This is a genomic window from Mesorhizobium sp. B2-5-11 (assembly GCF_006440835.1).
Classification (GTDB): Bacteria; Pseudomonadota; Alphaproteobacteria; order Rhizobiales; family Rhizobiaceae; genus Mesorhizobium.
Window position 1 is genome coordinate 213,320 of the sequence record NZ_VFUK01000002.1, and the last position, 23,509, is coordinate 236,828.

Here is a 23,509-nt window from a genome sequence, read left to right on the forward strand (position 1 = left end):
CGGCGTTTCCCATCATATAGCGATGAGCCCACGAGGATCGACCCCCTTACATCACGACCAGGACGGGAGCAGACGATGAACACACTTCGCACCGCCATGCTTCTTGCCGCGATGACCGCGCTGTTCATGGGCGTCGGCTTCCTGATCGGCGGCACGGGCGGCATGATGATCGCCTTCCTGATCGCCGCCGCCACCAATCTGTTCAGCTACTGGAACGCCGACAAGATGGTGCTGTCGATGAACCGCGCCGTCGAGGTCGACGAGAAGAACGCGCCCGAATATTACGCCATCGTGCAGGCACTGGCCAAGCAGGCAGGCCTGCCGATGCCCAGGACCTACCTGATCGACAATCCGCAGCCCAACGCCTTCGCCACCGGCCGCAACCCGCAGAACGCGGCGGTCGCCGCTTCCACCGGCCTTTTGCAACGGCTGACGCATGAGGAAGTGGCCGCGGTGATGGCGCACGAGCTCGCCCACGTCCAGCACCGCGACACCTTGACCATGACGATCGTCGCCACCTTCGCCGGCGCCATCTCGATGCTTGGCAATTTCGCCTTCTTCCTCGGCGGCAACCGCGACAACAACAGCCCGTTCGGTTTTGTCGGCGTGCTGGCGGCGATGATCGTGGCGCCCTTTGCGGCGATGATCGTGCAGATGGCGGTCAGCCGCACCCGCGAATACGAGGCCGACCGGCGTGGCGCTGAAATCTGTGGACACCCGCTGTGGCTGGCCTCGGCGCTTGACAAGATCGCCCGGGGCGCCGAACGCATACCCAATCCGGATGCCGAGCGTAACCCGGCGATGGCTCATCTCTTCATCATCAACCCGCTGCACGGCGAGCGCATGGACAGTCTGTTCTCCACCCACCCGAGCACCGAGAACCGCATCGCCGCGCTGCAAGCGATGGCGCAGCGCATGGACGGTGGTGTATCGCGGTCCCCGCAGCGCCAGGCGCCAGTGCCGCCGCAGGCCGACGAGCCGCAATCGGCAGGACCGTGGGGCAAGCCGGCCGCGCCGGAACCGCCGGCAGAGCCCAAATCCAATCCATGGGGTCGCAATCCGACCGGGCCCAAGGGCCCGTGGTCGTGAGCGTGGCGGGCAGAGCACCTCGACGCACAGGTGGTCAGGAAGACAAAAAGGACGGCGAGTTCGTTGCCGGCCTTGCCGCCCGCAAGGCGGCTGCGCGGCTGCTGGCCGCCGTCATCGATGCCAGGACGCCGCTCGACGGCCTGACCGACCATGAAAACGGCCATCCGCAGTACAAGGCGCTGGACCTGCGCGATCGCGGTCTCGTGCGCGCCATTCTGGTCACCGCGCTGCGCTATCGCATGACCATTGCCGGGCTGCTGGCGCGGCGTTTGGAAAAACCGCTGCCGGCCAATGCCACCGCGCTGTCGCATATTTTGCATGTGGCGGCCGCGCAGATCCTGTTCCTCGACATTCCCGACAGCGCCGCGGTCGACCTCGCCGTCACCCATGCCAAGTCCGATCCCCGCACATTGCGCTTTGCCGGCCTGGTCAACGGTGTGCTGCGCACGCTCGCGCGGATCAAGGAGGCTGAACTTCCAGAGGCCCTTGCTACCACCGACGAAGCGCCGAAATGGTTTTCCGACCGTTTGAAGGCCGCCTATGGCGTGGACGAGGCCGGACGGATACTCGCCGCCCACCGCCAGGAGGCCCCGGTCGATTTCTCGGTCAAGGCCGATCCGGAGCACTGGGCCGAAAGGCTCGGCGGCATTGCCCTGCCGACCGGCACGATTCGGGTGGAGAAGCTTGCCGGCCCGGTCACCGAACTGCCTGGCTTCGCCGAAGGCGCCTGGTGGGTCCAGGATGCCGCAGCCGGCCTGCCTGCCCGGTTGCTCGGTGATGTCGGCGGGCTTCGCGTCGCCGATCTCTGCGCCGCGCCCGGCGGCAAGACCGCCCAATTGATCGTGGCCGGCGCACGCGTCACCGCGATCGACACCTCGAAGAACCGGCTGGCGCGGCTGGCGCAGAATCTCGAACGCCTCCGCCTGTCGGCGGATATCGTGCAGGCCGACCTCCTCCAGTACGAGCCGGACGAGCTGTTCGACGCCGTCCTCCTCGACGCGCCCTGCTCCTCGACCGGCACGGTGCGGCGGCATCCCGACGTGCCATGGACCAAGACTGTGGCTGATGTCGAGAAGCTCGCCGATCTCCAGCGCCGGCTGCTCGCGCGCGCCGTCACCCTGGTTAAGCCGGGCGGAAGGATCGTCTTTTCGAACTGTTCGCTCGACCCACTCGAAGGCGAGGAGCTTTATCGTGGCTTCCTCGCCGCGACGCCTGGCGTCGTTGCCGACCCGCTTCGCGCCGGCGAGATCATCGGCATCGATCCCTTCCTGACGCAGGAAGGCACGCTGCGCACCACACCTGCCGACCTCGATCTCGGCTCGCCGCAACGTTCCGGTCTCGACGGCTTTTTCGCCGCGCGCATGCGTCGCGCCGGCTAAGGCAAGTCCACGAAAGCTGCGTGACGATTCTCCGTCCGGAATTGCGTGGAACAAGGATCTGGAGCGGAGTATGGATGCCCATCGGGCGCTGAACCGCTCAGGGGTTTAAGCATAGGAAGTTGCTGACTTTTTTGGGGAGCATCCGCGGCCAAGCCAGGCGCAGCGTCACCGCTCGCGGGAATTCGCCTTCGCATGAATCGTTGAATCAGATAAGCTTGCCCTTGGGATAGAGGACGATCAGGAGGGGTTTTGGCACTTGCTGCCGGCAACACGACGCGTCTGTGGGCGCTTGTCGCGAAGGAGTTTTGGCGCAAAACGCGCCGGCGCCTGCGTGCCGGACCGGTTTATCGCTGGCGCTATTCCGGCCGCACGCCCGAACGGGTGCTGATCGCGCCGCCGGACCTGCGGCTGGCCGACCCGCAGATCGCGCTTGAGATCTACTATGGCCGCTATCCCTTGTCGGGACATATGGTCGAGACCGGCGGCAAGTCGCCCTTCCAGATCAGCGTTCCCAATTACGGCTGGCAGAAGACGCTGCATGGCTTTCGCTGGCTGCGTCACATGCGCGCCGCCGGCACCGAGCTTGCCGCCGCCAATGCGCGTGCGCTGGTGTCCGACTGGATCGCCACGCATGGAAACAACATTTCCGGCATTGCCTGGGAGCCCGGCACGGCCGCCAAGCGCATTATCGCCTGGCTGCAGCATTCCTCGATCGTGCTGCAAGGCGCTGAATTCCCGTTCTACCGCGCCTTCCTGAAATCGCTGGCCGTCCAGATCCGCTACCTCAGGTCGATGGCGCGCGAAATGCCTGACGGCAAGGACAGGCTGCGCGCCCGCATCGCCCTCGCCTTCGCCGCCCTGTCGCTGCCGGCGCCCGCATCGGCGCTGCGCGGCGCCACCCGCAACCTCGCCGAGGAATTGGACCGCCAGATCCTTCCTGATGGCGGCCACATCTCGCGCAACCCAATGGCGGTGCTGGAAATCCTCGCCGACCTTTTGCCGCTGCGGCAGACCTACGCCAACCAGGCGGAAGCGCCGCCACAGGCCCTGATCGGCGCCATCGACAGGATGCTGCCGGCGCTGCGCTTCTTTCGCCACCAGGACGGCAGCCTCGCCCGCTTCAACGGCATGGGCGCCACCATCCATGACCGCATTGCCAGCATCCTGCGCCACGACGACACCGCCGGCTCGCCGCTGCTGCATGCACCGCATTCGGGTTATGAGCGGCTGTCCATGGGTGGCGTCACCGTCATCGCCGACACCGGCCTGCCGCCGCCCGTCCACGTCTCCAATGCCGCCCATGCCAGCTGCCTTGCGTTCGAGCTGTCGTCGGGCCGCCAGCATTACATCGTCAATGCCGGCATCGACACCTATGGCGCCGCCGAATTCCGGCCCCTGGCCCGTGCCACCGCCGCGCACTCGACCGCCACCATCAACGACACCTCGTCGGCGCGGTTCAGCCATTCGCTGCGCATCAACGATCTTCTGGGTTCGCCTTTGATCGGCGGCCCGCAGCATGTACAGTGCAAGCGTATCGACCAGAAGGGCGTTCAAGGCTTCATCGCCCGCCATGACGGCTATATCCAGCGCTTCGGTTTCCTGCACGAGCGCGAGCTGAAACTGTCCTCGAACGGCAATGTGCTGACCGGCAGGGACCGCTTCCAGCGTCCTGGAGGTGCGGCGATCCGCAACAATGCCCGCGATTTCGTCACCGTGCGCTTCCACGTCCATCCCGACATCAACCTTTTGCAGGACGAGCATGACCGCCTGGTACTGACCGCCGAGCAGGCCGATAGCTGGGTGTTCACCTGCACCGAGATGGTGCCGGAGGTCGAGGAATCGATCTACTTCGCCGGTCTCGGCGGCCCGCGCCGCAGCCGGCAGATCGTGCTTGCCTTCAAGCCGTCCGACATCGCCGAAGTCCACTGGCAGCTCACCCGCACCTCTATCGCCGGCTATCCCGAAAACAACTGACCGCGCCTGCGCTGACCGAGCTTGCGCCTTGATTTCCTGATCTCATATGATACGGCGCGGGCCTGCCCCTCCAGCCGTGAAAGCACGCCCATGGCCGTCGCCGCCAAGAACATTCCCGCTCCCGACCTCGTTCCCGTGCGTCGAGCGCTGCTCTCCGTCTTCGACAAGACCGGCCTCATCGATCTCGCCAGGGCGCTCGCCGCTTCCGGCGTCGAGCTGGTGTCGACCGGCGGCACGGCAAAAGCGATCGCCGATGCGGGCCTGGCGGTCCGCGACGTCTCCGAGCTCACCGGCTTTCCCGAGATCATGGATGGCCGCGTCAAGACCCTGCACCCGTCGGTGCATGGCGCCCTGCTCGGCGTTCGCGATGATCCCGATCACGCCGCGGCGATGCACAAATATGGCATCGAGCCGATCGACCTGGTCGTCTGCAATCTCTATCCGTTCGAGGAAGTCCGCCGCTCCGGCGCCGACTACGCTGCGATCGTCGAGAACATCGACATTGGCGGCCCGGCGATGATCCGCGCCTCGGCCAAGAACCACGCCTATGTCGCCATCGTCACCGATCCCGGCGACTATGCCTCCGTGCTCAATGCGCTGGAGATGAATATCGGCTCGCTTTCGCTGGATTTCCGCAAGAAGCTCGCGGCCAAGGCTTTTGCCCGCACCGCCAGCTACGACGCGGCAATCTCGGGCTGGTTCGCCGAGGCGCTGGAGATCGAGCACCCGACCTGGCGCGCCTTCGGCGGCAGGCTGGAGACCGTGATGCGCTATGGCGAGAACCCGCACCAGGGCGCCGGCTTCTATGTCAATGGCGACAAGCGGCCGGGCGTGGCCACCGCGCGCCAGCTCCAGGGCAAGCAGCTTTCCTACAACAACATCAACGATACTGACGCCGCCTTCGAGCTGGCCGGCGAGTTCGACCCGGCGCGCTCGGCCGCCGTCGCCATCATCAAGCATGCCAACCCGTGCGGCGTCGCCGAGGGTTCGACGCTGAAGGCGGCCTACGCCAGGGCGCTGGCCTGCGACCCGGTCTCGGCCTATGGCGGCATTGTCGCTGTCAATCGCATCCTTGACGCCGAGGCGGCCGAAGAGATCGTGAAGACCTTCACCGAGGTCATTATCGCGCCCGGCGCCACCGACGAGGCGGCAGCGATCGTGGCCGCGAAGAAGAACCTGCGCCTGCTGGCCGCGGGCGGCCTGCCGGATCCGCGCGCGATCGGCACAACCGTCAAATCCGTCGCCGGCGGCCTGCTGGTGCAGGGCAGGGACAACGCCGTCGTCGACGACCTCGAGCTGAAGGTGGTGACGAAACGGGCGCCGACGCCGGCCGAACTGGCCGACCTGAAATTCGCCTTCCGCGTCGCCAAGCACGTCAAGTCGAACGCCATCGTCTACGCAAGGGACAGCGCCACGGTAGGCATCGGCGCCGGGCAGATGAGCCGCGTCGATTCCTCGCGCATCGCTGCCCGCAAGGCACTCGACGCTGCGGAAGCGGCGGGCTGGGCCGAGCCGCTGACCAAAGGCTCTGTCGTCGCCTCCGACGCCTTCTTCCCCTTCGCCGACGGCCTGCTGTCGGCCATCGAGGCCGGCGCCACGGCGGTGATCCAGCCCGGCGGCTCGATGCGCGACGACGATGTGGTTGCCGCCGCCGACGAGCATGGCATCGCCATGGTGTTCACGGGCGTGAGACACTTCAGACATTGAGCGCCTCACCCTCCCCCTTGTGGGGAGGGTCGGCGAGCGATGTTTGCGAAGCAAAGCTCGTGAGACGGGGTGGGGCCAGCGCCGTCCCCCACCCCGCTCCGCTTCGCGGATCGACCCTCCCCACAAGGGGGAGGGTAAATCACTCCGCCGCCCGGTCCGCCGGATACGGCGTCCTGATCAGGATCGCCATGCCTATGGCCAGGAACAGGATGATAACCGCCATGCCGAGCCGCGCCGAATCGCTCACCGCCGTGATGGTCGCCACCAGGAACGGCGCCAGGAAACTGGTCGCGCGCCCGGCCAGCGCATAGATGCCGAAATAGCGGCCGGATTCCGACGCCGTAACGCTGCGCGCCATATAGGACCGCGATGACGCCTGCACCGGCCCGAAGGCGAGCCCGATCAGCAATCCATAGAGGATGTAGGCCTTTTCCGCGGCGGTGCCGAACAGGCCCCCGGAATCGGTGGTCGAGAGCTGGATAAGCCCGAGCAGCGTGAAGCCGGGGCCGGTCGAGACGACGCCGATGGTGGCGACCGAAAGCATGACCAGCGCGATCATCACCACCGCCTTGGAGCCGAGCGCGGTGTCGAGCCGCGCAGCGATCCAGCAGCCGAAGATGGCGACGACGTTGAGGATGATGCCGAACATGCCGATCTCGGTGATCGACCACTGGAACATGCCGGCCGCGAAGGTGCCGCCGAGCGCCAGCAGCGCATTGACGCCGTCCTGATAGATCATGCGGGCGACGAGGAAGCGGAAGATGCCGCCGCGCCTGCGCACCTCGACCAAGGTCGACTTCAGCTCCGACAGGCCTTCGCGCACCGCAGGCTTGATCGGGATGCCTTTGATGGCATCGGGAGTGAAGAGGAACATCGGCAGGATGAACAGGAAATACCAGCCGGCCGACAGCGGCCCGGTGGCGCGGGCATCCTCGCCGAGCTTCGGGTCCAGCCCGAACAGCGGGTCGAGGCCGATGATGGTCTTGCCGGTCTCCTGCGATCCGGCCAGGAACAGCACGACGAAGATCAGCGCGATCATACCGCCGAGATAGCCAAGCCCCCAGGCCATGTTGGAGATGCGGCCGATCTCGCTCTTCGGCACCAGGCGCGGCATCATGGAATCGTTGAAGACGGTGGAGAATTCAGCCGCCACCGAGGCCAGCGAGAACAATGCCACGATCAGGAACAGGTTCGAGCCGGGCGCGGCGAGCCACAGCAGCGCCAGGCTGGCGATCTTGATCGCCGCGAAGAAGGCGATCCACGGCTTGCGCGGCCCGGTCTGGTCGGCGATCGAACCGAGGATCGGCGATAGCACGGCGATGACCAGTCCGGCCGCGGCGATGCCGTAGCCCCAGACGGCCTGGCCGGTGGTCGGATCGCTGGCCATGCGCGAAACGAAATAGGGGCCGAAGATGAAGGTGGTGACGACCGTGAAGAAGGGCTGCGCCGCCCAGTCGAACAACATCCACCCCCAGATGCCGCGCCCGGACGCCCGCTGCACTGCTACTTCGGCCATGTCCCCTCCGGTCGCCTTCGTTTCGTTGGCGGTTCACCCATGTCTGCATGTTTTCCGCGGGTCATGCAAACGAACACGCGCCGCGCCGCCGTTCTTTGGCCTACCCGCCTTCATTCAGATCAACGGAGCAAGGGCGCCACCCCTATGCCCCTTGTGCGACGGTCGGACCGAAGGTCCGGGTGAGGGCCGGCGCCGCCTCCCCGCCTAGGCGAGGGTAAGTCAGGCGATGGCTCACATCCCCGTCAGATCGCTCATCAGGCCCGATGCCACCGACAGCCGCGACACGGTGATGTCGCCGCCCTCGGTCAGCGCCTGCAGCCGTTCGCGGGTGCGGCCGATCCTCTCCCCGCCGGCCTCCAGCCACGCCGCCACCGGGTCGGCTGCCCCGGCGTGGTTCACGAGTGCCGCCACCGCGATGCCGCGCCGCGCGGTCCCGATCGTGTCGGTGGCGCGCGACAGGGCGAGCTGGTCGTAATAGTCCGCCGGTGTGATGGAGCGGGCCGCCTCCTCGACGCGCGGAATACGGAAGGCGTCGCTGACCGCGAAGAAGGCCTTCGCCGCGGCGACGATGTCGGCGCCTGCCGTTCGCGCCGTCAGCGCGATGTCGGGGATCAGCTCCGCCACATCGGCCAGCGCCAGTTGCGCTGCCAGCCTGTCCGGCGCCCCGGCCTTGAACAGTCCATGCCGCTTCTCGTCGATCCGTTCGCGCGAATAATCGGGGAGCAGCGAAACGAGTTTCGGCTCCAGCGCCTTGCGGGCCTCCTGCAATTCGGCGATGCGCTGGGCAAGCGGCGCCGTGCCGGCGTCGTTCTTCAAGTACCAGCCGCTGGTCACGTAGATCAGCCGGCTGACCGCCTGGTAGAGATCGAGCTGCATCTGGCCGTCGATCTGATTGTCGAGCGCGTCGATCTCGCGGTAAAGCGCCGGCAAGGCAAAGCCGTCGCGCACCACGGCGAAGGTGCGCACCACGTCGGCGGCGGTGCGCCCCGTCGCTTCCCGCAACCGGTTGACGAAGGAGGGACCGCCGCGGTTGACCAGCTCATTGGCGACGACGCGGGCGATGATCTCGCGGCGCAGGCGATGGCCGTGTATCTCGGCGGCATATTTCTTCGCCATCCGGTCGGGGAAATAGCCCATCAGGTCGCGGTCGAAATGCGGCTCGTCAGGCACGTCGCTTGCGACGATGTCGGAAAACAGCACGATCTTGGCATAGGCGAGCAGCACGCCGAGCTCGGCCCTGGTCAGCGGCTCGCCGCGCGTCTCGCGCTCGGCAAGGGCCGCCGGCGAGGGCAGCGTCTCGACCGTGCGGTCGAGCAGGCCGCGTGCTTCCAGCGCCGACATGAAGCGGGCCTGGTGGGCGATGTCGGCGAGGCCGCGCTTGCGGGCGATGGAGAGCGCCAGCGTCTGCTGGTAGTTGTTGGACAGGACCAGCTCGCCGACCTCGCCGGTCATCTCGGCGAGAAGCTTGTCGCGCGCAGGCCGGGTCAACGACCCTTTGCGCATGGCGGACGCCAGCGCGATCTTGATATTGACCTCGACGTCGGAACAGTTGACCCCGCCCGAATTGTCGATGGCGTCGGAATTGCAACGCCCGCCATTCATGCCGAATTCGATGCGCGCGCGCTGCGTCACCCCGAGATTGGCCCCCTCGCCGATCACCTTGGCGCGCACGTCGAGCGCGGTGATGCGGACGGCGTCGTTGGCGCGATCACCGACCTCGGCGTTGGTCTCGGTCGAGGCCCGCAAATACGTGCCGATGCCGCCGAACCACAAGAGGTCGACGGGCGCCTTGAGGATGGCGCTCATGATCTCGACCGGCGTGGCGGTCGTCTTGTTGAGGCCGATCGCAGCAGCAGCAGCGGCCGGCAAGGTGATCGATTTCTGGCCGCGCGAGACGATGACGCCGCCCTCGGAGAGCTTGCTCTTGTCGTAGTCCTGCCAGCTCGAACGGGGAAGAGCGAACATGCGCTGGCGCTCGGCCATCGATGCCGCCATGTCGGGATCGGGATCGATGAAGATGTCGCGGTGGTCGAAGGCTGCGATCAGCCTTGTCTTCGGTGACAACAGCATGCCGTTGCCGAACACGTCGCCCGACATGTCGCCCACCCCGACGACGGAGAAGGGCGTGGTCTGGATGTCGCGGTTCATCTCGCGGAAATGCCGCTTGACCGCCTCCCACGCGCCCTTGGCGGTGATGCCCATCTTCTTATGGTCGTACCCGGCCGAACCGCCGCTGGCGAAGGCATCGTCAAGCCAGAAGCCATGGCTTTCACTGATGGCGTTGGCGGTGTCCGAGAAAGTTGCCGTGCCCTTGTCGGCGGCAACGACGAAATAGGGATCGTCCTGGTCGCGCCTGACAACGCCGGCCGGCGGGATGACGCCGTCGAGGCCGATATTGTCGGTGATCGACAAAAGGCTGGAAACGAAGTTCTTGTAGGCCGATGTGCCGGCTTCGAAGATGGCGTCGCGGCCGGCGCTCATCGGCAGCTTCTTCGGATAGAACCCGCCCTTGGCGCCGACCGGCACGATGACCGCGTTCTTGACCTGCTGTGCCTTGACCAGGCCGAGCACCTCGGTGCGGTAATCCTGGGCGCGGTCCGACCAGCGCAGGCCGCCGCGCGCCACCGGACCGAAGCGCAGATGCAGGCCCTCGACCTCAGAGCCGTAGACGAAGATTTCCCGCCACGGTCGCGGCTCGGGCAATCCGTCGACCGAACGCGAATCGAGTTTGATCGCCAGCGACTGGCCCTTGGCTTTCGTATCGGCAACGAAATGATTGGTGCGCAGCGAGGCTTCGATGAGATTGAGGTAGCGGCGGATGATGGCGTCGTCATCGATGTTGGGAACGTCTTCCAGTGCGTCCCTGATCTTGGCCTTGAGATGCTTTGCCGCCACCACGCCTTCCGTCTCGGCCGTCGGCCCGAGCCGGGCGATGAACAGCGCGTGCAGGCCGCGTGCGATCTCGGGATAGCGGTTGAGGGCCGCGGCGATGAAATCCTGGCTCTGCGGGATTCCGGCCTGCTGCAAATAGCGACCATAGGCGCGCAGGATGGTGATTTCGCCCGACCACAGGCCTGCGGTCTGGGCAAGGCCGTTGTAGCCGTCATTGTCGACGTCGCCGCGCCACACCGACAGGAATGCGTCCTCGAACAGCGCGCCGCCATTGCTGAGGTCGATCGGCTTTCCGTAGCCGTTCTCCAGCTCCATGTCGTGGATGAACACGGTGCCGGGCTGATCACTATCGATCATGCCGGGCTGGCCGCTATTCCCGGCCTTGTCGTCACCGACCTCGAAGGTGCGCTCGCTGATGACGCGGAAACCGATGTTTTCCAGCACCGGCACGCGCCGCGACAGCGCCACCGGGCTGCCATGGTGATAGATTTTCAGCGCCGCCTGATGCGGCTTCTGCTCGGCATGGCGATAGTAATCGATGGCGATCGGATTGCTGGCGCTGATCTTGGCGATACGCCCGGCATCGACCAGCGCCACACCGGCGCTGAAGGAGTCCCGGTAGCTTTCCGGAAATCGTGCCGCGATCCTCTTCAGCGCCGGGTCGCTGCCGCTGGTTTCCGCCGCCTCGGAAAGGGCATCCTCCCAGGTGCGCACGATGTCGCGGATCGCCGCCTCGATCGTCGCCTGTTCGACCTTCGGCGTCTTGCCGCCGGAGCGGCCGATGATGAAATGCACACGCGCCAGCCCGCCTTCCGGGAAGGCCGGGTAGTAGGCCGACAGCCGGCCTTCGAACACCGTCTTGAGGTAGGTGCCGACCTTCTCGCGCACGACGCTGTCGTAACGGTCGCGCGGCACGAAGACGAGAATGGAGACGAAGCGGTCGAACTGGTCGGCGCGCACCAGTGCCCGCACGCGCGGCCTCTCGACGAGGCCCAGAATGGCCGCGGCATGCTTCCTCAGGATGGGCACCGGCACCTGGAACAGCTCGTCGCGCGGATAGCTCTCCAGCACGTTGATCAGCGCCTTGCCGGAATGGTCGTGCCGGTCGAAACCGGATTTGGCGATGACGGTTTCGGCCTTCGACCTGAGATAGGGGATCTTCATCACCGAGCGCGTGTAGGCGGTCGACGTGAACAGGCCGACAATGCGCAGTTCGCCCGCCAGCGCGCCCTTGGCGGTGTAGGTCTTGATGCCGATATAATCGAGATAGATGCGCCGGTGCACGGAAGACTTGGCATTGGCCTTGGTGACGATCAGCGGCTCCGGCCCATGCAGGAAGGCTCGAATCTCCGGCGTTGTCGTCACCGCTTCGGTGCCGCGCCGCAGCACCAGCACGTCCAGGTCGGACAATATGCCCAGGCCAGGCTTGTCGGCACGCTCCAGCGTGCCGCTTTCCTCGCCGCCGACATATGTGAATTCGCGCATGCCGAGGAAAGTGAAATTGTCGTCGCGCAGCCACTCCAGGAAGGCGATCGCCTCGGCCACGCTCTTCTTGTCCAGCGGCACCGCCGAATAGCGGAACTCCGAGATCGCCTGGTCGAGGCGGGCCAGCATCGGCTTCCAGTCGCTGACGGCTGAATGGACCTGGCCGAGGATCTTGCGCAGCCGCTCTGCCAAGCCGTTCGCCTGCTCCGGGGTCAGCCGGGGAATATGGACATGGATGACGCTCAGCCGGTCGTGGCTGCCGTCGTCCCTGGCGAAATTGCCGTCGCCGAGAATTTCCTCGACGCCGTCCTTGCCATGGCGGACGGTGATGACGGGATGGGTGACCAGGGTCGGCTCGCCGGCACTCTCGGTGATCTCGCCGAGTATGGAATCGAACAGGAAAGGCATATTGTCGTTGACGACGGTGACGATCGTGACGGGTCGGCCCTCGCGAACGACGCCGGAATCGGTGTCGACGGCGACGGCGCACGCGCCCTTCTTGTGACCGGCGACCGCGCGGCCGGCGAGATCCGCGGCGCGTTCGAGGTCGGCCACCTCATAGGCGGCAATGTCTTCCGCCGGCGCGCGGGCGAGCAGGTAGTCGGCAAGCCTGGCCGGCCTTTCCTGCGTCTTCGGCATCGCCGTGGCTTTCTTCTTCGACCTGCTCGCCGATTTCACGCTGGCCATGACGCTTCTTTCCTCCAGTCGTATGCTTTTGCGGACTATGTAGCAGATGACCGCTATTTGGCGACAAAGGTTTGACGGCGTGCCAAGAATTATCGCAATTCGGCGGCAGCCGGCGACAAACGAGGAGGAATGCCCATGACCGACAGGATCACCGCGCTCGATCTCGCCGCCGCTGAGCTGAGCGATGCGACCAGGACCTATTTCACCAAATGCGAGGAGAAGCTCGGCCTGGTCCCCAACGTGTTGCGCGCCTATGCCTTCGACGACAAGAAGCTGCGTGCCTTCACCGACATGTACAATGATCTGATGCTGGGTGATTCAGGCCTGTCGAAGCTGGAGCGCGAGATGATCGCGGTCGCTGTCTCCTCCATCAACCATTGCTACTACTGCTTGACGGCGCATGGCGCCGCCGTGCGGCAGCTGTCGGGCGACCCTTCGCTCGGCGAGATGATGGTAATGAATTTCCGCGCCGCCGATCTTTCATCGAAGCAGCTCGCGATGCTGGAATTCGCGGTCAAGCTGACAGAGGAGCCGGCCAAGATCGTCGAAGCCGACCGCGCGGCCCTGCGTATGGCCGGCTTCACCGACCGCGACATTTGGGACATCGCCTCCACGGCCGCCTTCTTCAACATGTCGAACCGGGTGGCGGCGGCAATCGATATGCGCCCGAACTCCGAGTACCACGCCATGGCAAGGTGACGAGCAGGCTACCTGCTCATATATTAGCCACCTCTCATTCTCATTGCTTGTTTGCCGGTTTGGTCCGATGATCGCCGGGCGGCATGACCGCATGCCGGTTCGATGCCGCCGACAAGGGAGGAGAACATGGCGAAATTTCTCTATGTCTATCACGGCTCCGGCAAGATGCCGACCGAGGAGGCCGAACGCAAAGCGGCGATGGATGCCTGGAACGGCTGGTACGGCAAGCTCGGCTCGGCCGTGGTCGACGGCGGCAATCCGGTCGGCATGTCGAAGACGGTGCTGCCCGACGGCAAGGTCGAGAACAATGGCGGCAGCAACCCGACCGCCGGCTACACGATCGTGGAAGCCAGGGACATCGACGATGCCGTCGCCAAGGCCAGGGATTGCCCGATCCTGATGAACCCGGCCTTCAGCGTCGAGATCGCGCCGATCGTCGAAATGATGTGACGGTCACGAGCGCGCCGCGATCGCCGCGGCTGCACTGGCCATGGTGGTGGCGCTGACGCGGTTGGCAATTCTCATGGCGCGCTTGCTCTTCAGGAGCTTGCGCGCCTGGGCGGCGGCCAGCACCCAGGCAAGGTCGATGATAACAAGCACCACCGCCATGGTCGCCGTCAGCTCGATCCAGCCAACCACCGTCACCGAAGCAAGGTCGATGATGGTCGGCAGCAAGGCCAGGTAGAACATCATGATCTTGGGGTTGCCGAGCGTCACGGCCATGCCGGCGAAGAACAGTTTGCCGGGCGAGTCCTCGCGCGGCATCTCGCCTTCATTCGCTTCGACAGGCGCGGTCCACATCTTCCAGGCGAGGTAAGCGAGATAGGCGACGCCGACCCATTTGACGATGACGAAAGCGAAATGGAAAGTCTGCGCCACCACCGCCAGCCCGAACACGGCCAGCGACAGCCAGATGCCCTCGCCGATCCACATGGCGAGCAGGAACGGGAACACGTCGCGAAACCCCTTGGCGATGACGCGGGCGACGAGTGCCGCGATCGAAGGACCCGGCGAACCGGCGGCCACGAAGAGCGCGCCGGCGAAGATCAGGAGCGAGGTGAGATGCATGGTGAGGATCTCGGCTTGAAAACCTTCAATGCCAGACAATAGCGCAAGCGATCGAGTTTCGGTAGCATCAACATGCTTGCCGGCCCGGCATCTCGCGGCTAGATAGATCGCCGCGAAACAATTTCGAGCTTCACTTTGCCTACGTAACCGCCGGTCTCGTCAACTCCCCCGACACAATGCATGGCGCCGCCACAACGGTGCCTTTTTCCATTTCATGTGTTCCTCTGGGCGGCGGTTCGAGACCGGTTTGGCACTGCTGAACCGCTGTCGCATGCGCCGCGACGCCTGATCCCAAGAACCGCAGCCTACCGCCACGCCGTGCCCGCCTGGGCATCTCGACATTGCCGACCTGATGAACTTCCCGACGGGAAGGGCTTATCGGCATGTCTTCCGCCTTGCGCATCCGCTGGACGATCGCGCCTCAAACCGCACCACGTCCCCTGATCACCTGCAATCGCTGCGGCGGCGTCAAAGCCTATCGCAGCAGCGGAAAGTTCCGCGTCAACGCCAACGGCAAGCGCATTGACGTCTGGCTGATCTATCGTTGTATCAACTGCGACAATTCCTGGAATTTCGGCATTTTCGAGCGCCGCAACCGCCGCGAAATCGAGCCGGCGCTGCTGCGGGCGCTGGAGAGCAACGATGCAGCACTTGCCCGGCGCCATGCATTCGATGTGACCGCACTGCGCGGCCAGGTGGGGCGTGTCGAGGAGTTTCCCGACGTCGACGTGCACAAGACGGCGCTTGGCGGGACAAGCGAAGCTGCAAGCGTGCTGGAGCTCCGGCTCGGGCTCAAAATGCCGATATCGCTGCGGCTCGATCGTTTGCTCGCCAACGAACTCGGCATCTCACGGTCGCGACTTCAAGCCCTGGAGGAGAAAGGCCTGTTGGTTGTCGATTGCGACGGGGCCAAGGCTTTGCGCAAGCCGGCACGCGACGGGACGACGGTCCGCGTCGATCTGGCCGGCGAACCCGACCGGCAGGCCATCATATCTGCCGCTAGGGGATGAACGGCAGAGGGGCGAAGCACCTGTGCTCCGCCCCTCCCGGATACGATCAGAAAGCAGAAATTACGCGGCGCCGACGGCCTTGGACGATTTCTCGAAGCGCTTGCGCTCGTTGGGATCCAGATAAAGCTTGCGCAGGCGGATGGTCTTCGGTGTCACCTCGACCAGCTCGTCGTCCTGGATCCAGGCCAGCGCGCGCTCCAACGTCATGCGGATCGGCGGTGTCAGCTTGACCGCCTCGTCCTTGCCGGCGGCGCGGATGTTGGTCAGCTTCTTGCCCTTCAGCACGTTCACTTCCAGGTCGTTGTCGCGGGAGTGGATGCCGATGATCATGCCCTGATAGACCTTGACGCCCGGATCGATGACCATCGGGCCACGATCCTCCAGGTTCCACATGGCGTAGGCGACGGACTCGCCCTGCTCGTTGGAGATCAGCACGCCGTTGGTGCGGCCGGGCAGTTCGCCCTTATAGGGCTCATAGGCATGGAACAGCCGGTTCATCACGGCGGTGCCGCGCGTGTCGGTCAAGAGTTCCGACTGGTAGCCGATCAGGCCGCGCGTCGGCGCGTGGAAGACGAGGCGCTGGCGGTTGCCGCCGGAGGGGCGCAATTCGACCATCTCGGCCTTGCGCTCGGACATTTTCTGCACGACGACGCCGGCATGCTCCTCGTCGACGTCGATGACGACTTCCTCGACCGGCTCCAGCAATTCGCCGTTCTCGCCCTTCTGCATGACCACGCGCGGCCGCGACACGGCGATTTCAAAGCCCTCGCGGCGCATGGTCTCGATCAGCACGGCAAGCTGCAATTCGCCACGGCCCGACACGAAGAAGGAATCCTTGTCAGGCGATTCCTCGATCTTGAGCGCGACATTGCCCTCGGCTTCGCGCAGCAGGCGGTCGCGGATGACGCGGCTGGTCACCTTGTCGCCTTCCGTGCCGGCCAGCGGCGAATCGTTGACGAGGAAAGACATGGTCACGGTCGGCGGATCGATCGGCTGCGCGTGCAGCGGCTCGCTCACGCTCAGGTCGCAGAACGTGTCGGCGACGGTGCCTTTGGACAGGCCGGCAATGGCGACGATGTCGCCCGCCTGCGCTTCCTCGATCGGCTGGCGCTCGAGGCCGCGGAAGGCCAGTATCTTGGAAATGCGGCCGGTTTCGATCTGGGTACCGTCATGGTGCAGCACCTTGACCGCCTGGTTGGCCTTCAGCGTTCCGCTCTCGATGCGGCCGGTGATGATACGGCCGAGGAACGGATTGGCTTCCAGGATAGTGCCGATCATGCGGAACGGGCCGGGATGCACGGTCGGCGCGGGCACATGCTTGAGGACGAGGTCGAACAGCGGCGACAGGCCCTGGTCCTTGGGACCTTCCGGATTTTCCGAGACCCAGCCGTCGCGCCCCGAACCATAAAGGATCGGGAAGTCGAGCTGCTCGTCGGTGGCGTCGAGCGCGGCAAACAGGTCGAACACCTCGTTGACCACCTCGACATGGCGGGCGTCCGGCCGGTCGATCTTGTTGATGACGACGATGGGCTTCAAGCCGACCTTGAGCGCCTTGCCGACGACGAACTTGGTCTGCGGCATCGGGCCTTCGGCGGCGTCGACCAGCACGATCGCCGAATCCACCATCGACAGGATGCGCTCGACCTCGCCGCCGAAATCGGCGTGGCCGGGGGTGTCGACGATGTTGACGCGGGTACCCTTCCAGTCGACCGAGGTCGCCTTGGCCAGGATGGTGATGCCGCGTTCCTTTTCGAGGTCGTTGGAATCCATGGCGCGTTCGGCGACGCGCTGATTGTCGCGGAAGGCGCCGGATTGTTTCAGAAGCTGGTCGACAAGGGTGGTCTTTCCATGGTCGACGTGCGCGATGATCGCGATATTGCGGAGGTTCATGATCTGGTCTCGGGAGCGTTGCAGGCAGCAGGCCAAAAGGCGCCGCCTCTTTCGTGTTGCGCGGCTCATACAGGGTTTTTCGCATTTGCGAAAGAGGAAGCGCGACACCAAATAATCATCAAATCTTAAGCATCGCCATGTGAAATGGTTTTGTTAACCAAGGCGGGAACCTTTTGCGGGCCCGGGCAGTTCGAACACCATGACCAACGCAGTCGTCAAATTTCGGCCGATTCTCGCAACTGCGGCTTTCGCCGTGCTGCTGGCTGCCGGCGCCGCTCAATCCGCGGCGACGCTCAAGGAAGCGCGGCCCGCTCTGCCGAGCGATATCCCGAGCGCCGAACAGGTCTTTGCGGGTGCGCCCGATGGCGTCGATCCGGTGGTGACGGGGCCGGTCAGCGCGGCCTTCAAGCAAAGGCAGCAAAGCGCCAACTGCGATAGCGCGGTTTGGCCCAACGTTCCGATAGTCTGCTATCCCGACTGATCGGCTGCGCGCCGTTGGCGAAGCTGCCGATCTCCCCCTTATTGAAAGATCGCCAATCTGACCGACGGCCCCTCGTCCGAAGGCGCACTACGCCGCCTGCGGCTCCGGGTCGAACGCCGGCCGGCTGGTGTTGATCAGGAGCGAGATACAGGCGGCGGCAATCGCGGTCATGCCGGCGATCAGGAAGGCCAGTTCGTAATTGCCTTGCAGTTCGCGCATGGTGCCGCCGAAGAAGGCGGCGGTTGCCGCGCCCACCTGATGGCCCGCGACGATCCAGCCGAACACGATCGGGCCGCTGCGGTCGCCGAAGGCTTCATTGGCGAGCCGCAGCGTCGGCGGCACGGTGGCGATCCAGTCGAGACCGTAAAGCACGGCGAAGATGATCAGACTGGTCGCCGAAAAGCCGGAATAGGGCAGATAGATCAGCGAAAGGCCGCGGATCGCATAATAGACGCCGAGCAGCTTGCGCGGATCGAAACGGTCGGTGAGCCAGCCCGACAGCGTGGTGCCGATCAGGTCGAAAATGCCCATCATCGACAACAGGCCAGCCGCCTGCACCTCGTTGATGCCCATATCGCCGCAAAATGCGATGAGATGCGTGCCGACCAGCCCGTTGGTGGTGAAACCGCAGACGAAGAAGGTGGCGAACAGGTACCAGAAGACGCGCGTGCCGGCGGCGCGACGCAGCGTGGTCAGCGTGTGGGTCAGGAAATTGCCTTGTGCCGCCGGCGGTACCGGCGGCACGTCGTCGGCTTCCGCGCCATAGCGCACCATGCCGATCGATGCCGGGCGTTCCGGCACCAGCAGCAGCACCAGCGGCACCAGACAGGCCGTTGCGACGGAGATGGCGGTGACGACCGGCTTCCAGCCGCCTGACTGCGCCAGCGAGGCCAGCAGCGGCAGGAAGACCAGCAGACCGGTGGCGCTGGAGGCCGACATCAAGCCCATGACGAGACCGCGGTTGGTCTTGAACCAGCGGTTGACGATGGTGGCGCCGAGCACGGTGGCGACCGCGCCGGAGCCGACGCCGGAAAACACGCCCCAGGTGATCAGCAGATGCCATGGCTTGGTCATCAGCAGGCTGAGCGCGGTGGAGGCCGACATCACCACAAGCGCGGCAAGCAGCGTGCGCCGCAGCCCGATCCGCTCCATCAGCGCAGCGGCAAACGGTCCGGTCAGGCCGTAGAGGAAGATGCCGACCGCGGCAGCCAGCGACACCACGTCGCGCCGCCAGCCAAAACTTTCCTCCAGCGGCAGCATCATGACGGCTGGCGCGGAGCGCAGGCCGGCCGCGATCAGCAGGCAGAGAAAGATGACGGCGACCACGACGAAAGCGTAGCGCTGGCCAAATGGACGGGATTGAGCTAGCATGTTACTGACCGGTACGTTGCAGGATGGAAACATGTATACGTACCGATCGGTAACAGTGTCAACCGAGACCGCGAATGCCACCAGACAATAAAATTGAACCGTCCATCAGCAGCGCTCACGCGTCGGCTCCGCCAAAGGCGGCGGAAAAGATACTCGGCGTGGCGCGCGATCTGTTTTACCGGCGAGGCATCAGGGCGATCGGCGTCGACGAGATCGTCAGGCGCGCCGGAGTCACCAAGCCCAGCCTCTATCGCAGCTTTCCCTCCAAGGACGAATTGGCCGCCTCTTATCTGCGCCGATACGACCTCGAATTCTGGGAACGCTTCGACGAGGCGGTGAACGCCCATCCTGGCGATCCGCGCGCGCAAATCCGAGCCTTCCTGACCCGCGTCGGCAAGCGCACGCAGAAGCCTGACTATCGCGGCTGCGGCATGACCAATGCGGCCGTAGAGTATCCCGAGCGCGGCCATCCGGCGCGCGTGGTGAGCGAGGACAACAAGCAGGAACTGCGCCGCCGCCTGCGCGCCATGGCCGCCGCAATGAATGCCGCCGACGCCGACACGCTGGGCGACGGTCTGCTGCTTCTGATCGAAGGCGCCTATATCAGCGGCCAGTTGTTCGGCGCCGGCGGCCCGGCGGCGTCGGTGGCGATCAACGCCGATCTGCTGATCGAGGCGAGCTTGAAGAAATAGCATTTGGCGGTAGGCTGTTGCGACCTCCAACGGAGATGTCCGCGATGCGCAGCCTGGTTCTTCCGCTCGTTCTCGCCAGCGTCTGCCAGGCAGCGCATGCCGGCGAGATATCGAGCGCCTACACCGATCTCGACTGGAAGAACGACTGCGTCACCTATGCGCAGGCCGGGGACGGTGATGGCGAATGGGCCGACCTCGCCTGTTCGGGCTATCGTGGCTATCCGGTGCTGATCGCCTATGACGATGCGCGCGAATCGCTGTTTTATGGTTTCCCGCCCGGCGGCGACATGACATCGGTCTGGGAAAGTTTCTCCGGCTTCAATTCCTCAGGCGCCAGGATCGAGTGGCGCATCGAGACCGACGGCGACAAGGCGGTGCCGTTCGCGGTCATTCACCGCCGCTCGATCAGCAATCCGGAAGACGAGAAGAAACCCACCGACGTGCTGCTCGTCTCCAAGGTCGCGCAAATGGATGCGCGCGACAGCTGCACGGTCGCACTGGTGCTGGCTACAGGAAATCCTGCCGCCAACGATCAGGCGCGCAAGCTTGCCGACGAGAAAGCACGGTCCTTCGCCTGCGGCAAGGACCGGCGCACCGTCATCGGCGAGGTGCCGGCTTTCGGGCGCGTCGACAATTGAAGGACAAGCGTTCGCCGCTCGCCGACGTGTCAAATGCTTCTGTTTTCACGCGCCCTCGTCATCACCGTTGAGGACAGCAATGTCTCGGAGCGCGCTGGTCTGCTTGTTGTGGGCTCAGCCGTAGATCTGCTTGTGGACCTGATAAAGCATTTCCGAGCGGTCGGCGCGCATGTCGGCCAGATCGCGGCTGGAGAAGCTGTCGATTTCAGCGACGAGGCGGTTGTAGTTCTTGCGCTTGGCGATGCTGCTGCGGGCGCGGGTCAAGAGGCTGTCGAGGATCATAGCGAGTTTCCTTCTGGGCCGCATTTGGCGGCCGGTTTCTTCCTCCCTTGATCGATACGGAGCATGACATAGGAATGGTGCATCGCAAAAAGAAGATGTTGCAATGCACCATTGCGCTATGTGCATAGCCGGTTAATGGCGCCTGAACGCCACCCCCGGCGCCGGCGCATTGCCCTTCCGTGATGGGAATGCCCGTTCCTGTCGTTTTGTCTTACAAATTGCGGAAATGTCATCGCCGCCGACCTTGCCATATCGATCTCCTGCTGGCTTGATCGCCGCCGGATTGCCAACGTTACCGGGAGGAAAGAATGGCCGCCGCCGACTACGAAATTCTCGATCCGCGTTTTGCGCGGCTGTTCAACGGCAATGCGCAAGTGGATAAGCTCTTCACCGGCTGCCGATGGGCGGAAGGGCCGGCCTGGTTCGCCGCCGGCCGCTATGTCGTCTGGTCCGACATCCCGAACAACCGCATGATGCGTTACGACGAGACCGACGGCAGCGTCAGCGTGTTTCGGCAGCCATGCGGCAATTCCAACGGCAACACCGTCGACCGGCAGGGCCGGCTGGTGACCTGCGAGCATTCGGGGCGCCGCGTCAGCCGCACCGAGTTCGACGGTTCGGTCACCACCATTGCCGCCAAATGGAAGGGCAAGCGGCTGAATTCGCCCAATGACGTAGTGGTCAAGTCGGACGGCTCGATCTGGTTCACCGATCCAACCTACGGCATCGACACCGATTACGAGGGCGACAGGGCCGAGAGCGAGATCGGCGCCTGCCATGTCTACCGGGTCGATCCCGGTACCGGCGATGTCGAGGCTGTCATCACCGACATGGTCAGGCCGAACGGGCTGGCTTTCTCGCTCGACGAGAGCAAGCTCTATGTCGTCGACACCGGCCGCACGCATGGCGCGCAGAACCCGGCGCATATGCGGGTATTCAATGTCGGCGAGGGCGGCAAGAAGGTCTCGGGTGAAAAAGTCTTCGCCGACTGCACCGCAGGCCTGTTCGACGGCTTCAGGCTCGACGATGCCGGGCGCATCTGGACCAGCGCCGCCGATGGCATCCATTGCTACGATCCGGACGGAACGCTGATCGGCAAGGTCAAGGTGCCCGAGGTGACGGCCAATTGCGTGTTCGGCGGCGCCAAGCTGAACTGTCTCTACATTGCCGGCACCACCTCGCTCTACATGGTCCGGCTGATGGTGAACGGCGCCAAGACCTACTGAGCTGAATTAAAGGGGAGGACGTCATGCCATTCGTCAACATCCGCATCGTCAAGGAAGTGATCGCCGCCGATCCGGCCGGCAAGAAAGCCGACATCGCCAAAAAAGTCACGGCGGCGATCATGGACGCCACCGGGCTCGGCAATGACGATGTCTGGGTGGTCTTCGAGGAGGTCAACGCCCGCGACTGGTACGTCGGCAAGACCGATGTCGAGACGCTGAGAAAAGGGTAGGCGCTAACGCGCGCGAATGAAATCCGCGAAAGCGGACAACGCATCGCGCATTGCCAACGCGTTCGCCTGCTCCCCCAGGACGGCCTCCACCTCAGCTGGCTTCTTGCCGAGCAGCCCGATCTCCAGCCCGCCGTCATAAAGCGCGAAGGACATGGTGCGCATGATCTCCGCCAATGCGGCGCGGGCATAGAGCGAGCGCGGCGAGGCGTGCACCAGCATGGCCGGCTTGTCGACGGCGGCATCGCGCGACACCAGCCAGTCGAGCGCATTCTTTAGGCCGCCCGGCACGCCATGCGCATATTCCGGGCATGAGATGATGACGCCGTCGGCGGCGGTGACGGCATCGATCAGCCTGGACGCTTCGGACGGCGTCCGCTCACTCTCGTCGTCGGGGTTGAAGATCGGCAGCAGGCCGAGTCCTTCATGGATGGCGACGCGGCAGCCCTCTGGCGCGTTCCACGCCAGTGCCGCGACCAGGGCCGAGTTGGTGGAGGCCGCCCGCAGGCTGCCGGAAATGGCAAGGAGGTTCAGCAAGGCGACGCTCTGACGAATCTTCCGCGCACGCTACCACATCGTCTGCTTGTATTCGTCGTCCAGCCAGCGGTCGGTCGCCTCGGCCGAATCGGCGAGCGCCAGTTGGTCGCGCAGGATCTGACCGAGCGTCGGCAGCGTGGCGCGATCGTGCCAGCTCTCCGGCTTCCAAAGCTCGGAGCGCATGAAGGCCTTGGCGCAATGCATGTAGGCGGCCTTGACGGCGACCACGACGACGCTCTGCGGCTCCTTGCCGTCGACGGCCAGCCGTTCGCGCAAAGCGGCGTCGACGGTGATGCGGGCGTCGCCATTGACGCGCAGCGTCTCGTTCATGCCGGGAATGAGGAACAGCAGCCCGACCGACGGATTGAGCAGGATGTTCTCCAGCGTATCCAGCCGGTTGTTGCCGGGCCGGTCGGGGATGGCGATGGTCCTGTCGTCAAGCACGGCGGCGAATCCTGGCTTGTCGCCTTTGGGCGTCACATCGGCATTGCCTTCGCCGTCGGAGGAGCCGATCAGCACGAAGGGGCTCTTGCCTATGAAGGAGCGGCAATGGCCGTCCAGCGCCTTCAATTCTTTGCGGATCGAACCATCCATCGGACGCGGCGTCTTGTAGATCGTCCGCAGCTCTTCGCGCGTGGTGACGAATTCCATGGCACTCC

At 64.8% G+C, this 23,509-nt stretch carries 20 protein-coding genes; 12 read left to right on the forward strand and 8 right to left on the reverse strand.

What is annotated here, in order from left to right; genetic code table 11:
• Window positions 1-75: 75 nt before the first annotated feature.
• The 4 genes from htpX (at window position 76) to purH (ending at window position 6,149) form a co-directional block, all read left to right on the forward strand.
• Window positions 76-1,089, forward strand: a complete 1,014-nt coding sequence (gene htpX, locus FJ490_RS08165; protein WP_140560732.1) for a zinc metalloprotease HtpX — start codon at window positions 76-78, stop codon at window positions 1,087-1,089.
• Window positions 1,086-2,468 (forward strand): RsmB/NOP family class I SAM-dependent RNA methyltransferase, encoded by a 1,383-nt coding sequence (locus FJ490_RS08170; protein ID WP_246672620.1) that lies wholly within the window; start codon window positions 1,086-1,088, stop codon window positions 2,466-2,468. Before htpX ends, FJ490_RS08170 begins: the two co-directional genes overlap by 4 nt.
• Before the next feature lie 249 nt (window positions 2,469-2,717).
• Window positions 2,718-4,442 carry a heparinase II/III family protein gene (locus FJ490_RS08175; RefSeq protein ID WP_140729428.1) on the forward strand — a complete coding sequence of 575 codons (1,725 nt, stop codon included), beginning with the start codon at window positions 2,718-2,720 and terminating at the stop codon, window positions 4,440-4,442.
• Between the two features lie 90 nt (window positions 4,443-4,532).
• Window positions 4,533-6,149, forward strand: coding sequence for a bifunctional phosphoribosylaminoimidazolecarboxamide formyltransferase/IMP cyclohydrolase (gene purH / locus FJ490_RS08180; protein WP_140729429.1), 1,617 nt, complete (start codon window positions 4,533-4,535; stop codon window positions 6,147-6,149).
• Window positions 6,150-6,288: 139 nt separating this feature from the next.
• On the opposite strand, the gene FJ490_RS08185 is transcribed toward purH, so the two are convergent.
• Window positions 6,289-7,665, reverse strand: coding sequence for an MFS transporter (locus FJ490_RS08185; RefSeq protein WP_140518061.1), 1,377 nt, complete (start codon window positions 7,663-7,665; stop codon window positions 6,289-6,291).
• Between the two features lie 231 nt (window positions 7,666-7,896).
• A complete protein-coding gene (locus FJ490_RS08190) occupies window positions 7,897-12,729 on the reverse strand; it encodes an NAD-glutamate dehydrogenase (RefSeq protein WP_140729430.1) in 4,833 nt (1,610 codons plus the stop codon).
• A gap of 135 nt (window positions 12,730-12,864) precedes the next feature.
• On the opposite strand from FJ490_RS08190, the gene FJ490_RS08195 reads away from it, so the two are divergent.
• A complete protein-coding gene (locus FJ490_RS08195; RefSeq protein WP_140524982.1) occupies window positions 12,865-13,428 on the forward strand; it encodes a peroxidase-related enzyme in 564 nt (187 codons plus the stop codon).
• Window positions 13,429-13,554: 126 nt separating this feature from the next.
• Window positions 13,555-13,878: a YciI family protein gene (locus tag FJ490_RS08200; protein WP_140492873.1), complete on the forward strand. Its 324-nt coding sequence runs from the start codon at window positions 13,555-13,557 to the stop codon at window positions 13,876-13,878.
• Window positions 13,879-13,881: 3 nt separating this feature from the next.
• On the opposite strand, the gene FJ490_RS08205 is transcribed toward FJ490_RS08200, so the two are convergent.
• Window positions 13,882-14,496 (reverse strand): LysE family translocator, encoded by a 615-nt coding sequence (locus tag FJ490_RS08205; RefSeq protein ID WP_140524981.1) that lies wholly within the window; start codon window positions 14,494-14,496, stop codon window positions 13,882-13,884.
• 383 nt (window positions 14,497-14,879) lie between these two features.
• Here FJ490_RS08205 and FJ490_RS08210 point away from each other — a divergent pair, with 383 nt between their 5' ends.
• On the forward strand, window positions 14,880-15,506 hold the full coding sequence (locus FJ490_RS08210) for a DUF1062 domain-containing protein (protein ID WP_140524980.1): 627 nt from the start codon (window positions 14,880-14,882) through the stop codon (window positions 15,504-15,506).
• Between the two features lie 60 nt (window positions 15,507-15,566).
• Here the strand turns inward: FJ490_RS08210 and typA are convergent, their stop codons facing one another.
• Complete coding sequence (gene typA / locus FJ490_RS08215; RefSeq protein WP_140492867.1) at window positions 15,567-17,396, reverse strand: translational GTPase TypA; 1,830 nt, start codon at window positions 17,394-17,396, stop codon at window positions 15,567-15,569.
• Window positions 17,397-17,595: 199 nt separating this feature from the next.
• On the opposite strand from typA, the gene FJ490_RS08220 reads away from it, so the two are divergent.
• Complete coding sequence (locus tag FJ490_RS08220; protein ID WP_140729431.1) at window positions 17,596-17,877, forward strand: hypothetical protein; 282 nt, start codon at window positions 17,596-17,598, stop codon at window positions 17,875-17,877.
• A gap of 87 nt (window positions 17,878-17,964) precedes the next feature.
• Here FJ490_RS08220 and FJ490_RS08225 read toward each other — a convergent pair whose 3' ends face one another.
• Window positions 17,965-19,248, reverse strand: coding sequence for an MFS transporter (locus tag FJ490_RS08225; protein WP_140880322.1), 1,284 nt, complete (start codon window positions 19,246-19,248; stop codon window positions 17,965-17,967).
• 74 nt (window positions 19,249-19,322) lie between these two features.
• Between FJ490_RS08225 and FJ490_RS08230 the strand changes: the two genes are divergently transcribed.
• Together FJ490_RS08230 and FJ490_RS08235 are read left to right on the forward strand one after the other, a co-directional pair.
• Window positions 19,323-19,940 carry a TetR/AcrR family transcriptional regulator gene (locus tag FJ490_RS08230; RefSeq protein WP_140670614.1) on the forward strand — a complete coding sequence of 206 codons (618 nt, stop codon included), beginning with the start codon at window positions 19,323-19,325 and terminating at the stop codon, window positions 19,938-19,940.
• 44 nt (window positions 19,941-19,984) lie between these two features.
• Window positions 19,985-20,578: a hypothetical protein gene (locus tag FJ490_RS08235; protein WP_140729432.1), complete on the forward strand. Its 594-nt coding sequence runs from the start codon at window positions 19,985-19,987 to the stop codon at window positions 20,576-20,578.
• Window positions 20,579-20,692: 114 nt separating this feature from the next.
• On the opposite strand, the gene FJ490_RS08240 is transcribed toward FJ490_RS08235, so the two are convergent.
• Window positions 20,693-20,860: a hypothetical protein gene (locus FJ490_RS08240; RefSeq protein ID WP_140492852.1), complete on the reverse strand. Its 168-nt coding sequence runs from the start codon at window positions 20,858-20,860 to the stop codon at window positions 20,693-20,695.
• Window positions 20,861-21,168: 308 nt separating this feature from the next.
• On the opposite strand from FJ490_RS08240, the gene FJ490_RS08245 reads away from it, so the two are divergent.
• Window positions 21,169-22,086, forward strand: a complete 918-nt coding sequence (locus FJ490_RS08245) for an SMP-30/gluconolactonase/LRE family protein (protein ID WP_140518068.1) — start codon at window positions 21,169-21,171, stop codon at window positions 22,084-22,086.
• 23 nt (window positions 22,087-22,109) lie between these two features.
• Window positions 22,110-22,316 (forward strand): 4-oxalocrotonate tautomerase family protein, encoded by a 207-nt coding sequence (locus FJ490_RS08250; protein ID WP_013892236.1) that lies wholly within the window; start codon window positions 22,110-22,112, stop codon window positions 22,314-22,316.
• A gap of 3 nt (window positions 22,317-22,319) precedes the next feature.
• Here the strand turns inward: FJ490_RS08250 and FJ490_RS08255 are convergent, their stop codons facing one another.
• Window positions 22,320-22,850, reverse strand: a complete 531-nt coding sequence (locus tag FJ490_RS08255) for an NADPH-dependent FMN reductase (protein ID WP_140566690.1) — start codon at window positions 22,848-22,850, stop codon at window positions 22,320-22,322.
• 30 nt (window positions 22,851-22,880) lie between these two features.
• Window positions 22,881-23,501: a pyridoxamine 5'-phosphate oxidase family protein gene (locus FJ490_RS08260; RefSeq protein ID WP_140729433.1), complete on the reverse strand. Its 621-nt coding sequence runs from the start codon at window positions 23,499-23,501 to the stop codon at window positions 22,881-22,883.
• Window positions 23,502-23,509 lie beyond the last annotated feature (8 nt).